General features: G+C 38.1%; 9 protein-coding genes. 4 read left to right on the forward strand and 5 right to left on the reverse strand.

Annotated features, from left to right (window positions below; translation table 11 throughout):
* Positions 1–4: 4 nt before the first annotated feature.
* The 3 genes from Q0093_RS09235 to Q0093_RS09245 form a co-directional block, all read right to left on the reverse strand.
* On the reverse strand, positions 5–1,615 hold the full coding sequence (locus Q0093_RS09235; protein ID WP_297929874.1) for a hypothetical protein: 1,611 nt from the start codon (positions 1,613–1,615) through the stop codon (positions 5–7).
* A gap of 106 nt (positions 1,616–1,721) precedes the next feature.
* Positions 1,722–2,984, reverse strand: a complete 1,263-nt coding sequence (locus tag Q0093_RS09240) for an MFS transporter (RefSeq protein WP_294178254.1) — start codon at positions 2,982–2,984, stop codon at positions 1,722–1,724.
* A gap of 10 nt (positions 2,985–2,994) precedes the next feature.
* On the reverse strand, positions 2,995–4,038 hold the full coding sequence (locus tag Q0093_RS09245; RefSeq protein WP_294178252.1) for a glycoside hydrolase family 130 protein: 1,044 nt from the start codon (positions 4,036–4,038) through the stop codon (positions 2,995–2,997).
* Positions 4,039–4,520: 482 nt separating this feature from the next.
* On the opposite strand from Q0093_RS09245, the gene Q0093_RS09250 reads away from it, so the two are divergent.
* A complete protein-coding gene (locus Q0093_RS09250; protein WP_297929851.1) occupies positions 4,521–8,543 on the forward strand; it encodes a two-component regulator propeller domain-containing protein in 4,023 nt (1,340 codons plus the stop codon).
* Positions 8,544–8,627: 84 nt separating this feature from the next.
* Here the strand turns inward: Q0093_RS09250 and argS are convergent, their stop codons facing one another.
* Positions 8,628–10,421, reverse strand: coding sequence for an arginine--tRNA ligase (gene argS / locus Q0093_RS09255; protein ID WP_297929852.1), 1,794 nt, complete (start codon positions 10,419–10,421; stop codon positions 8,628–8,630).
* 244 nt (positions 10,422–10,665) lie between these two features.
* The gene (locus tag Q0093_RS09260) at positions 10,666–10,938 is read right to left on the reverse strand and encodes an HU family DNA-binding protein (RefSeq protein WP_009318459.1); all 273 of its coding nucleotides are present in this window, start codon (positions 10,936–10,938) and stop codon (positions 10,666–10,668) included.
* Between the two features lie 209 nt (positions 10,939–11,147).
* On the opposite strand from Q0093_RS09260, the gene Q0093_RS09265 reads away from it, so the two are divergent.
* The 3 genes from Q0093_RS09265 to Q0093_RS09275 are packed head-to-tail and all read left to right on the forward strand — an operon-like array spanning position 11,148 to position 13,831.
* A complete protein-coding gene (locus tag Q0093_RS09265; protein ID WP_297929854.1) occupies positions 11,148–11,849 on the forward strand; it encodes a rhomboid family intramembrane serine protease in 702 nt (233 codons plus the stop codon).
* Positions 11,833–12,705 carry a rhomboid family intramembrane serine protease gene (locus tag Q0093_RS09270; RefSeq protein WP_297929856.1) on the forward strand — a complete coding sequence of 291 codons (873 nt, stop codon included), beginning with the start codon at positions 11,833–11,835 and terminating at the stop codon, positions 12,703–12,705. Before Q0093_RS09265 ends, Q0093_RS09270 begins: the two co-directional genes overlap by 17 nt.
* Positions 12,689–13,831: an endonuclease/exonuclease/phosphatase family protein gene (locus Q0093_RS09275; protein WP_297929857.1), complete on the forward strand. Its 1,143-nt coding sequence runs from the start codon at positions 12,689–12,691 to the stop codon at positions 13,829–13,831. The genes Q0093_RS09270 and Q0093_RS09275 overlap by 17 nt, the downstream gene beginning before the upstream one ends.
* The last annotated feature ends 39 nt before the right edge of the window (positions 13,832–13,870 follow it).

Consider the following 13,870-nt stretch of genomic DNA (forward strand, 5'->3'; position numbering starts at 1 on the left):
ATTTTTATTTATAACTGATGACATGGTTATCTTTGGTAACAATGCGACCGTCAACCGACCGCAATTTCATCCCGGAAGGCAACTCCACAATTACACTGGCATTCAACGCCGGTAACTCGATCTCAAAAGATCCGCTCTTTCCGCAAGCTATGTACTTTTTGGTAACTATATCAAACAGATCGACTTTTTCCTCGCTATAATAATCGATAATTTTGTTCTCAGCATGTGGATTATAATAGAGATACACAGGATAAGGACGCTCTGAATAAAAATCGGTAGTATTACAATTTATTTGTAAAATTCCGGATTCCGAAGTTTCAGAAACCATTGCTCCCAAAATACCGACCGGAGAGGTACTGTACAAGCTGAACATGCTTTCCGCCGGATTAGCGGGAGTCCAATTAGGCCCGTCACCCAAAGCGACAGGTTCGATACCTTTCAGAGATTCTTTGCCGTAACAATCTGTTTTCCTTAATCCTTCATAGGCAATATTATTATCAGTAAGCTCTTTCATCTCCGGTAACCACTGATGTGCATCATCGATTTCTCCCGGATAAAAAAGTCGGCAAGCATTTACATTATTCAACATCCATTTTCCGATAGCCGTAGCAAACTGAGGTTCATACTTAACCATCGGTACTAACGGCCACGTCAATTTCACACTATTCATAAAAAAGGCATATCCTCCTCCATCCAAAATACTGCCCTGAAGTCCCGAAACATCATAATCGCCCCAGCGACCGGCCATCACACCCCAACCATATCTTCCATTAGGATTCTGACATCCGTCAAATGTCCAGTCCAGTATCTTCTTTACATCATATTGCGTTCCCTCTTCTGCATTCAATCGAGAAGCAACAATAGCCGACATAGGTAAAAGAATTTCATAAAACCGACTCTCCTTCTGAGCGAGCAATGCCTCTAATGCAGACTTGGCATGCTGCAAATAGCGCGGATCTCCGAACTTTTTATAGGCAGCATACAGCACATAAGCATGACCTCCTGCGGCATCCTGCTGAAGTGGAATATTATTAACCATCCCCTTCATCCGGGAATAATCAAAATAAGAATAATCATAATTCCCATTCAACACAGAATCGGCTTTACAAAACTGCTCGGCAATAACATGTTGAATCGAATCTGCTCCGGAAACTCCCGGAAATACATCGCACACAGCATAATAGAGAACATTCGGAAAAACATCGTACCACCAATCGCGACCATACCCGCCTCCTAATAACGCAACTTCCGGACAAGTATTGTTCATTACGATATTCCAGCCGTTATCCGAATTAAAATAGTTCTGCACCATTTTAACATAATTATATCCGTTTTGAGAAGTTTTGTCGATCCCGACCAATCCTCCCCCGAGCAAAGCAGCCAACGAATTTAGACTCTCATGAAACTCTCCGTTATTATTTTTCGGTCCTTGACGTGAATCATTCACTGCCGTGTAAAGTCCGAATGTCGTCTGAGGAATATTCCGTTGAGCACTGTCAAGCCAAATAACCGGATTTCCACAAATGCGTGTATCGAAATTAAATACATAAGCATCAAAATCAAGAGCCTTTTTTCTCCAGTCCAAAATCTTATACGGTTCAGGGAAATTAGGCATCTGATCGATACGACTAATCGAAACCTGTTTTACCGGATCACCGAAATATGTTTCCTGACATGCAGGAAACACAAGTAAAACCCCAAAGATTAAGGCAGGAAAAAATTTATTTCTTTTCATTTTCCAGCAAATTTGATTGTTTAATAATATGATTTCCTAAGGGTAGTGCCAATAATTGCAACAATGCTACGATAATAAGCGCATACTTAAGCGCAAAATCTTCCGATACTCCGAAAGCAAGAAACAAAAAGATTATCAATCCGGAAGCTCTTCCGACAAACAAGCCGAATTCATGGCTCAATATGTAGGCATATTCATTGCGTTGCTCCTTCTTTGAAACAACATCAATTACTCTCATCATAATCGGGAAATAGGCTAAATCATGCAACGGTTGAAAAACGACCTTACAAAGAACAAAGATAATAACGCCGGTCGAAGAAAAAAGAATACCGTTAAAAAGCGTACCGATCAAAAAGATAAACAATCCCGTACCGAATACGATATTACGGTGCTTAGGTTTTGTCACCCTACCCAATACATAAACAAGTATAGCAGTAATACCGCCGCTAATACTCTGAATCAATCCTAAAGAACCTTCCTCTCCAACAAGTTTTAACACCAAAATGGCCGGTGCTGTTACCAAAAATCCCTGAACAAGGCCTTTCAAAGCTGCCCAAGAGAGTAGTTTGTACCATAGCGGATGAAAACGGAAATAGAGAAACGTTTTCTGGGTCGGATTTTCAAAGTTCCCTCGAGATAAGACAAAACAAGCGATCACTGTAATACCCATAGCCAAAAAGGTCACAATCCGATAAGAAAGATTTATATCGATGTCGATTCCCAATAAATGACGGCCTGAAAGACCGGCTATAAGTGCCCCTACCCCTAACGGGACAATAATAGATGCAATTGTAAAAGCAAAAGACTCAAGTCCGAAAAAATAATTCCGATTATCATCCTTAGTCGAGTTAAGAGCCAGCAGATAACGATTTGTCCAAAAGAATCCCGAAGCTGCCCCCATAACAAATCCTGCTACAGACAATTCTGTTATTCCCAAACTATGAATCGCCATCATCCCCACCATAGATATACCGCTAAGCAGTATGCCTATACAATACAAAATATTCACCTTGAAATGCTTAAGCAAAAATCCGTTTACGACCGATGTACATACGATACCCACATACATAGCCAATTGATAAAGAGCTACGTATGCCGGACTATTAGTATTCCTCATAATATAAGCACCCACAAAGATTTCTACAATCGGCAGAACAAGAGCATAAAGCATGTTCGTGCCGAGAAGGACCTGCATATTATGAGGTACGGATTTAAACACCTCATATTCTTTTGTCAGTTTTCCGAACATAATATCCCTCTTATTTCAAAGTATTCAATATTTCTTTTACAGACAAAGTCGCAGCACAAATTACCTCATCACTCGCTCCGTAGTAAAGATGAACCGTATCACCATCAACATAATGTCCGTTCGTAAAAACTACATTCCCGAAAAAACCGGTTTGTTCATAATCTGCAATAGGTTCCATAATAGGTTCTTCACTACGGGAAATGACTTTTGAAGGATCATTCAGATCGAGAAGCAATGCTCCCAAGCAATAACGATGGTCATGTGTTGCACCATGATAGATCTCGAGCCAACCTTTCTCAGTACGGATAGGAGGAGCGCCAGCACCTACACGTGCAGAATCCCATTTCCCTTCGCGTGTGGTAGCAATACATTTATGATTCCCCCAATGTTTCCTGTCCGGAGATTCGGCCAGCCAAATATAATTCCCTCCTAATTCCGGACTACTCGGACGATGAAAAGCATAATACTTTCCATTAATTTTTTCTTCGAACAAAGCACAATCTTTATTATGCGGAGGGAAAATCATACCGTGATGAATATAATTATTAAAATCTTTTGTTTCGATCAACCCGACTCCGACAGCAACAGAAGAAACTTCGGTAAAAGTCAAGAAGAAGCCATCCTCCATAGAAGCGACACGACAATCTTCGATACCGAATGCTTCTAGATCGCCACGTCCGAAAAGGGGAGGAAATGAAGGATCTTCATGAAAATGGACTCCGTCCTCACTACATACAAACCGGAGATAAGAGAGGGTCGTTAGATAATTCTTTCCCTGATAACCGATTACTCTCGGATCAGAAGCATCAAGAGCCGGATCATTCTTATCGAATGAGAGTATCTCTATTTTCCCGTCTTTATTATAAATCGGAAAACTGATTTTATTCTCGATTTGCTTAGGACGCTCTGCAACACGAAGCAACAACCATATCTTATTATTATATCGGAAAACTCCGGGATTCAACAAACATACTATTTCCATACCTTCAATTCCCGGCTTCAGGTCGATAGGTCGCATAATCGGATTCTGAGGATTTCTCTTTGCTATATCCATAATTTATTATATATATTTAGTGTGATGAAATTTTCATCGTTTGTGTTTTTCAGGCTTATCGAACGACCTGAACTCAGAAGCAAATATAAATGGGTGTATCTCGTTACCGGTATCTTATTATTTCAAAAAGGTATCTACATAGATTTTTCTTAAATATGTCACGTTTGTATACTTTTTTGAAACAATAAGATACTCGAATTTCCTTTAAAAATCTGAAATTGCATTTCAATTAGAACATACAAATCAAGACAGCAATTCATCGATAAAATCAGGCTTAAAGAACACAAATGCCGGATATATAAAATCTAAAATAAAGCCATGAAAACACAAAAAAGATTTTTAATCACATTTATTCTCCAAGAATATTATTATTTTCATTTCGTTATTAAGATATAATCTTATAAGTTCTTTTACATAAGCATATTATACATGAATCAATACAAATATTTTTATTCAACAATACCAAATAACATCACATTCTCATGCTTCGCAAAATACTCAATATCGCATATATCGTTTTCTTTACACAAATCCTATATGCAAACGAATCTCGAATACTTCGCCTAAGCAATAACGACGGTCTGTCCAACAGTTCCATAACAACGATTTTTCAAGATTCAAACGGGCTCATCTGGATAGGAACATGGGATGGGCTAAATGTATATAATGGCGCCGAGTTCGAAAATTACCGTTCTAACCGTCAAGATTCTTCAAGTATCACCAACCCTGTAATACGCCAAATTTTTGAAGAAAATAAAGATATTCTTTGGATAACGACAGATTACGGAATAAACAGATTTAACATCTCCACAAAAAAATTCCAACCCTATTACTTGGGATACAAAGATAAAGAAACATTTAGAGAACACTCTTTTCTCGCAACTCGAAATTCAGAGGGATTAATATTAGCTGCCTCTTACAAGTCTGGAATATATAAATTCAACACGAAATCAGAAAATTTCGAACCATTCCCAATCCTCGATATTGACAAGAACAATATAATACAACTTTTTTTCGATTCTTCAGACAATCTATGGATTGTAAATGACAAAAATGAAATCTTCCGTCTGAAAATCAAATCCGATAAAATTACGGAGAAACAAAAAATAATTCCTCCTGCAGACTTTTTGCATCTTTGCTACGACAAAAAAGAAAAAATATGGTTTCAATACGAAAATTACGCATTAGGGTACTATTCGATACAAACCGAAAAATTTTCTGATTGGGGATCAAAACCTTACGGAGAATTGAACGAAGTCCTCGAAAACGGAGGTAATATACTATTCGCAACAAACACCGGATTAATTCAATATAACAAACAAACGAGAACAGAATCGATCCGATTAAGCGGTATCCCGGTCTTATCGGTCTATTCCGGTACACAAGATATATTATGGGTAGGCACTGATTCTCAAGGCATTTATCGCATTCTTCCCCCACAAAACTATTTCAATACTTTTACAAACAATAATATCCCGGAACTCGGCAATTACGCAGTCAGAGCAATATACAAAGATGCAGAAAACAAACTTTGGATAGGAACGAAAGGCGGAGGAGTCATTTCTATTACATATTTAGGAGCGACCTTACAACAAGCTCGTAAATTTACGACAGACGACGGACTCATAAATAACTCGGTATTCTCCTTAGCGCAAGGTCCGAATCAAGATTTCTGGATAGGAACGGACAACAAAGGTTTAAATTACTATTCTTTTCAAGAGAAAAAAATAAAAAGTCTGAAGTCGAACAGTATATTCAATATACAGCAAATTTGCTCTGTTTATGCATTATTGCAAGCTGACGATTCGACTTTATGGATAGGAACAAGTGGAAACGGTTTGTTTAAGATGATAATTTCCCGCTCTTCAAAAGGAGAATACGAAATAAGAAATTATAAACATTACAAATATAACTCTCATAACAAAAACAGTATCAATAACAACGTCATATACTCACTTGCAATAGAGGGAGATTCTATCCTTTGGATTGCAACTCGAGGAGGCGGAATAAATCGTATGGACATAAAACGAGAATATTTTACCGCATATAAAAACGATAAATCAGATATAAACACAATAAGCAGTAATGATGTAATATGTTTATATATAGACAATAAAAAAAGAATTTGGGCAGGAACGACTGCCGGATTAAACCTATTGATACAAGAAAACGGAAAAGTTCGGATCAAACGATATACAGAAAAGGAAGGATTGGCAAATAGCAACATACATGGAATTTTAGAAGACCGTGCCCATCATATATGGATCAGCACAAACAAAGGTATCTCAAGAATGAATCCGGAACAAGAACAATTCGTACACTATTTTTATAACGAAGGGTTGCAGGATAATGAATTTTCAGACGGAGCATACCTTTCATTTTCGGGAGGACAAGAACTCTATTTCGGAGGAGTAAACGGTTTCAGTGTATTCCATCCCGACCAAATCGGAATTAGCAACTATAACCCACCTTTGTATTTAAACTCATTCAAAATAGATAACATCGATCAACCCCTTGATCTCAATTACAAAAACGACTATCCTATCAGTTATAAACAAAATTCGCTGAGTTTCCATTTTTCTATCTTAGACTACATAACAAACAGCAAATGCGAAATAGCCTATAAAGTAACCAGAGATGGAGAAAAACCAGCAAACTGGATTTATATAGGAAATAACCGGGACATTATTTTATCGAACTTAGTTCCCGGAAACTATAAACTGTCAGTTGCCTATACAAACAGCGATAATCAATGGAACAGAGACAGTTTTTCATTTCCATTCAGAATCTCTCCGCCATGGTGGAAATCAATATATGCATACACCGCTTATTCATTCTTGATTTTATTATTTGCATATTTCATTTTCCGGTTTCAAAAATACCGATTGAAAATGCAACACAACCTTGAACTGGAGAAACTGGAAACACAAAAAAAAGAAGAAATTCATCAGGCAAAACTTCGTTTCTTTACCAATATCGCTCATGAATTTTCAAACTCGATAACCCTGATTTACGGTCCTTGCGAAAAAATGATGAGTACTCCTGATCTAAGCGAAAAGAACCGGAACTACCTAAGCGTAATCAAAAAGAATGCAGAACGAATGCGGAATCAGATACAGCAATTAATGGAATTCCGTAAAGCAGAAACCGGACATTTGACCCTGCATTTTGAACCGATAGATATTCCTGAACTGATCAAATATACTTTGGATAACTTCCTCGATATTGCAGACCAAAAAAGAATAAACATCCAATTAGACATTCGTCCCGATATTCCGGCATGGGTTGTTGACAGAGACGCTTTAGAGAAAGTTATTTTCAACCTCATGTCCAATGCATTTAAATATACTCCCAAAAACGGAAAAATAGAAATCAAACTGTCTGTTAACGCCAAGAATGAGCTCTGTTTTTCTTGTACCAACAGCGGTACAGGAATAGACGCCCAACATATCCCTCTGATATTTAACAGATTCAAAGTTCTTGATAATTTCGAGAACCAATTATCTAAAGGAATATATACCCGTAATGGCATAGGCTTAGCGATGTGTCAGGACTTGGTTAAACTCCTGAACGGAAATATCGTCGTAGATAGCAAAATAAATGAATACACGACTTTCACCGTAACGATTTCGCCCGACAATAAAGCCGATAAAAAAACTCAGGGAAAAAGCCGGCAACGACAATATTCGATTTCTTCCGACGTATCTGAAAAGAAAACAAAAAACATCCTCGTTATCGATGACCAAGAAGAAATAAGGCAATTTATTATCGAAACTTTAAACTCATATTCTGTAACAGAAGCCGAAAACGGACAAGAAGCTTTAGACAAAATAAACAAGTTTCTGCCCGATCTCATTATTTGCGATGTTTTAATGCCGATTATGGACGGACTCACATTTCTACAAAAAATAAAAAATGATATTGCGACCAAACATATTCCGGTCATACTATTATCATCCAAAATGTCGGTCGAAAGCCAAATTCAAGGACTTGAATACGGTGCAGACATGTATTTAGGTAAACCGTTTCATCCTGCCCATCTGCAAGCTGCAGTAGAACGTATGCTCGGAAATAAAGAAATAGTAAAACACTATATGGAATCTCCCCTTGCATACGCCGAACAATTCAACGGAAAATTAATAGACAAACAAGATAAAGAATTCATGAACAAGGCCTTCGAATATCTATCACAAAATTTAGATAATGAGACCTATAATCAAGACTCTTTATCTCAAGATCTGGCAATAAGCAGAGTGCAGCTATACCGCAAAATAAAAAAACTGACAGATAAGACTCCCGCCGATTTTATACGAAGCTTTCGCTTACAGGAAGCTGAGAAACGACTGCGAACCACATCTAAAACCGTACAAGAAATTATGACCGATTGCGGATTTAGAAACAAAGCCCATTTTTATCGGGAATTTGCAAAACTATATCATGCAACCCCTAAAGAATATCGAATGACAGTCTCGAATACAGGCTATGAGCAAGACCCCCAAAAATAAACCGAACCCGTTCGTACAAATATGAAATGCCCCCTAAAAGCTTTTTGTCAAACTTTTAGGGGGCACTTCTATTTCTTCATTTCTCTACATACGATCAGGAACATCTATTCCTAACAAACTCATGCCGGTTTTTATAACTTTAGCTACATTTCTGGAAAGAATAAGCCGGAAATTTCGAATCTCGGTATTCTCCTCTCGTAAGATTGAGAAATCATGATAAAACTGATTATACTCTTTCACAAGATCATAAATATAATTGGCTATAATAGCCGGACTAAACTGACTGCCAGCCTCTGAAACAACAGCCGGGAATTCCGACAAATTCTGAATTAAGGATATCTCTTTATCAGAAAGGGTAATCTTCTCATTTGCAGTCTCCGGCAAAACGATACCCGACTCGGCAGCCTTACGCAGTACCGAACATATACGAGCATGTGTATATTGAATAAACGGCCCTGTATTTCCGTTAAAGTCGATAGACTCTTTCGGATTAAACGTCATATTTTTACGGGGATCGACTTTCAAAATAAAATATTTAAGAGCTCCAAGACCCACCATATTCGAAATAGCATCTGCTTCCTCCGACGTACAATCATCCAATTTACCCAATTCAGAAGAAGTCTCACGTGCTGTATTCACCATCTCTTCGATCAGATCATCGGCATCGACGACCGTACCTTCACGCGACTTCATTTTACCTTCCGGCAATTCGACCATTCCATAAGAAAAATGAACAAGATCTTTGCCCCAACTAAAACCAAGTTTATCCAATAAAATCGAAAGTACCTGAAAATGATAATTCTGCTCATTACCAACGACATAAACCATCTTATCGATGGGGTAATCCTGAAAACGAAGTTTGGCCGTACCTATATCCTGAGTCATATAAACAGAAGTTCCGTCGGCACGTAAAAGCAATTTATGATCAAGTCCTTCAGCCGTCAGATCAGCCCACACCGAGCCATCCTCTTTTCGGTACATAATTCCTTTCTCCAAACCTTCAAGAACTTTTTCCTTTCCTTCCAGATACGTTTGAGATTCATAATAGATTTTATCAAAATCCACACCCATCTTCCGATAAGTTTCATCAAATCCGGCATACACCCAATCATTCATCATACGCCATACCGAACGCACCTGCTCATCTCCGGCTTCCCACTTACGAAGCATTTCCCGAGCTTCTGCCATAAGCGGGGAAGAAGCCTCAGCCTCTTCTTTCGTCATTCCTTTTTCCTGTAATTCGGCAACTTCCTGCTTATAATGTTTATCAAAAAGCACATAAAAATCACCGATCAAATGATCTCCTTTCTTACCGGAAGATTCAGGTGTAACACCATCCCCCCACTTTTCCCAAGCAAGCATCGATTTACAGATATGAATCCCTCGATCATTTACGATATTAGTCTTTACGACCTTGTTCCCGTTCGCCTTCAAGATTTCAGAAATACTGTAACCTAATAAATTATTACGTACATGGCCTAAATGTAACGGCTTATTCGTATTAGGAGAAGAATACTCTATCATCACCAACTGAGCATCCTGTCCCGGCTCTTTTATTCCATATCGGGCATCAGAAGCTATCTCATTCAATTGTTCTATCCAACATGTAGAATCAATCACCAAGTTCAAGAACCCTTTAATCACATTAAATGATGCGACAGCCGGTTCGTTTTTAATCAGATATTCACCGATTTCCGTAGCAGTCGCTTCAGGATTTTTATGAGAAGCCTTTAAAAACGGAAAAACGACAAGAGTCAAATGCCCTTCAAATTCTTTCTTCGTTTTTTGTAATTGTATAGCCGACATTTCCGGCTCGATCCCGTACAAAGCCTTCAGCGCAGAAATGACAGCTTCGGCAATCTTATTCTCAATCTTCATATTTATATCCGTTTTTTCTATCGAATTCTTTAACGGGTACAAAGATAATACTTTAAATAGGATGCTTAATGATTTTACCACACAAAAACATTCGAAGCAATATCCCTTGAACAAGGTATCAAACAAAATTCAAACCGTATTTTATATTTTTATTGTTATGAACAGGCATACGATAAAACACAGAAAAAAGGGACAGTCCTTTATTCTCGGACTACCCCTTTTCCTCTAAGTTCGAAGTAAAATATTATTTTACTTTATCTGCCAATTCAGCACCGGCTTTAAACTTAACCACTTTCTTGGCAGGAATAGTAATTTGTTGTTTTGTAGCAGGATTAATACCTGTTCTTTCACCTTTTTCATTGATTGAGAACGTTCCGAATCCGATAAGAGCGATCTTTTCGCCTTTAGCCAATTCGTTAGATACTGTAGAAATAAATGCTTCCAATGCTTTCTTTGCATCGGTCTTAGCCAAGCCTGCTTCTTCGGCAATAGCGTTAATTAATTCTGATTTGTTCATAAAGCTGTATTTTAATAGGTTTACTATACGACAAAAGCCGTTTGATAGTCACGCAAATATATTATTTAAAAACAAAATAACAAAGAATAGAAATAAAAAAAGTAAAATAATCCGATTAAAAATATAATCAGAGGCTTTTAGGACACAAAAAACAGGAAATAATCTCTATTTTTGCAGCTTACAAGTAAAATCGATTATAAAAAAATTCTATGTTTCAAGGACGACAAAACTTTTTCAGCGCACTTCCTCCGGTAACTAAGAACCTTATTATCATAAACTTTTTAGTTTGGTTGGCAACAATCGTTTTACCTAAAGTCGGAATCAATCTGGTCGAATATTTAGGGTTACATTATCTCACGGCAAAAGATTTTAATGCCGTGCAATTAGTTACCTATATGTTCATGCATGATCCGGGGTCTATAGGGCATGTATTCTTCAACATGTTTTCGGTATTCATGTTCGGACGTACTCTTGAAATGGTATGGGGTAGCAAACGTTTCCTCACCTACTACATGATTACAGGATTCGGAGCGGGTCTCGTACAGGAACTTACATGGTACATCAGCCTGCACAATGAAATTGCACAGGCCGTTTCTGCTTATGGCTGGGAACAAACCCGGATGATACTAAACGGAATAATCACTATCGGAGCTTCGGGTGCGGTATTCGGAATTCTTCTGGCATTCGGAATGCTATTTCCCAATCTCCCCCTATATATCATGTTCATTCCTATTCCGATAAAGGCAAAATATTTTGTCATCTTTTACGGTGCAGTGGAATTATTCTTCGGAATCAGCAACTTCAGCGGAGACAATATCGCTCACTTCGCCCATCTCGGAGGAATGTTATTCGGGTATATCGTTATAAAATATTGGCGTAAAAAAGGTATTGGAAATGGGCAATATTTTTAAAGATCTGGCAACAAAGTATCATACCGGATCTCTCCTGATAAAATTAATATTCATAAATATAGCAGTATTTCTGATCGTACGCCTTGCCGGAGTTATTTTAACTTTGTCCGGTACAGATATCAACCCGCTGCTATCTTATTTACAGCTTCCGTCAAACCTCTCGGTATTGGCATGGCGTCCTTGGACACTCGTGTCTTACATGTTTCTGCAATACGACTTGCTGCACATCCTGTTCAATATGCTCTGGCTATATTGGTTCGGACAGCTGTTCTTACACTTTTTCAGTGAGAAACAATTGGGAGGACTTTATATATTAGGAGGCTTCTCCGGAGCGGGACTATATCTGTTAGCATATAATCTGATTCCATGGTTCTCATCGACTTATGGCGTCTTATTGGGTTCATCGGCAGCCGTTTTGGCCATTGTTATCGCGACAGCCGTTTATGCTCCCGACTTTAAAATATCCCTGCTTTTTTTCGGAGCGGTTTCACTGAAATACATCGCATTAATCACCGTAGTATTAGATGCGATCAGCATCACATCCCAAAATGCAGGAGGGCACATTGCACATCTCGGAGGAGCAATACTCGGATTTATTTTTGCATATCGCTGGAAACAAGGGAAAGACATAACAAAATTCATCAATACGTTGATCGATAAAATCGTTGTCTTGTTCAAACCTCGTCCGAAAATAAAAATAAAATACAAACGCCCTGAAAGCGATATGGAATACCGCACCCGAAAACAAAAAGAAACAGCAGATATCGATGCTATCCTCGATAAAATAAAACGTTCGGGATACAGTGCTCTGACAACCGAAGAAAAGAAAAAACTATTCGATGCAAGCAAAAACTAAAACTTCCGGAATGGGCTGGTTACGGGCTACTTATTTAACTGTAGGATCTTTTATCAATTTTCTATTTGCCGTAGCATTGGTCGCATCGGCCTATGCATATATTATTCCACCGGATAAAATGATTTTTGCCTCTTACTTAGGTTTGGCATTTCCCGTGCTTTTGGCTGCAAATATTATATTTATTTTATTCTGGACTATTCAAAGACATCATTCTGCCTTAATTTCCATCATCGCTTTAATTGCCTGCTGGGACGGACTCTGGAACTATACCCCTATACACATCGAACCGAACGAAGCTGTTACAGAAGAAAAAGAACTTACATTACTAACATACAACGTACATAACTTCGACAACTATGCGCCACACACCGGCGATTCTCCCAATCCGATTATTTCTTATATACTGAATACAAAAGCCGACATTATTTGCATGCAAGAATTCTCATTCGGAAATTCCAAAAATCAGATTTCTTTAGACCAAATTAATTCCGCCCTTTCGGAATACCCGTATAAACATTTTACACCCGGAAATAAAACCCCTTATTCACAATCCGGCATTGCCTGTTATTCAAAATATCCTTTCCAAGAAATAACAGACATAAAATATGACAGTTCTTACAACGGATCATGCATTTATAAAATAAAAATTAACGAACGTATTTTGACTCTGATAAACAATCATCTGGAATCTAACAAATTCACATCTAACGATAGAGAGCTCTATACACACATAATGAAACATATAGATGACACAGAACTATTCCCGGAATTTAAAGATCGTCTAATGACAAAAATGGGGGCAGCTTTCCGCAAACGGGCATTACAAGCCGACAGTATAGCGCGAATCATTCATAAAACCGACTCGAACATTATTGTGTGTGGCGATTTTAATGATACCCCGCAATCCTATGCATATCGAAAAATCAGAGGAAAACTAAAAGATTCGTATGTCTCTACCGGATTAGGACCGGGTATCACTTATCATGCCAACGGCTTTTGGTTCAGAATAGATCATATTCTTTACGGGAGCGGATTACAATCCGTATCCACACATATCGATAAGGTGAAATTCTCAGACCACTATCCTGTAAAGGCCATTCTAAAATGGACCGAAATCAATGAATAAAAACACGTTACACTGCCTCTATCACCAATCCCGAAACAA

The organism is uncultured Coprobacter sp. (assembly GCF_947855755.1).
In the GTDB taxonomy this organism is placed as follows: domain Bacteria; phylum Bacteroidota; class Bacteroidia; order Bacteroidales; family Coprobacteraceae; genus Coprobacter.

What these genes read in the sequence shown, in the direction of transcription:
- Q0093_RS09275 (WP_297929857.1), top strand. Translation starts at nt 12,689, where the DNA reads ATGCAAGCAAAAACTAAAACTTCCGGAATGGGCTGGTTACGGGCTACT.
- Q0093_RS09240 (WP_294178254.1), bottom strand. Translation starts at nt 2,984, where the DNA reads ATGTTCGGAAAACTGACAAAAGAATATGAGGTGTTTAAATCCGTACCT.
- Q0093_RS09250 (WP_297929851.1), top strand. Translation starts at nt 4,521, where the DNA reads ATGCTTCGCAAAATACTCAATATCGCATATATCGTTTTCTTTACACAA.
- Q0093_RS09260 (WP_009318459.1), bottom strand. Translation starts at nt 10,938, where the DNA reads ATGAACAAATCAGAATTAATTAACGCTATTGCCGAAGAAGCAGGCTTG.
- Q0093_RS09270 (WP_297929856.1), top strand. Translation starts at nt 11,833, where the DNA reads ATGGGCAATATTTTTAAAGATCTGGCAACAAAGTATCATACCGGATCT.
- argS (WP_297929852.1), bottom strand. Translation starts at nt 10,421, where the DNA reads ATGAAGATTGAGAATAAGATTGCCGAAGCTGTCATTTCTGCGCTGAAG.
- Q0093_RS09235 (WP_297929874.1), bottom strand. Translation starts at nt 1,615, where the DNA reads ATGCCTAATTTCCCTGAACCGTATAAGATTTTGGACTGGAGAAAAAAG.
- Q0093_RS09265 (WP_297929854.1), top strand. Translation starts at nt 11,148, where the DNA reads ATGTTTCAAGGACGACAAAACTTTTTCAGCGCACTTCCTCCGGTAACT.
- Q0093_RS09245 (WP_294178252.1), bottom strand. Translation starts at nt 4,038, where the DNA reads ATGGATATAGCAAAGAGAAATCCTCAGAATCCGATTATGCGACCTATC.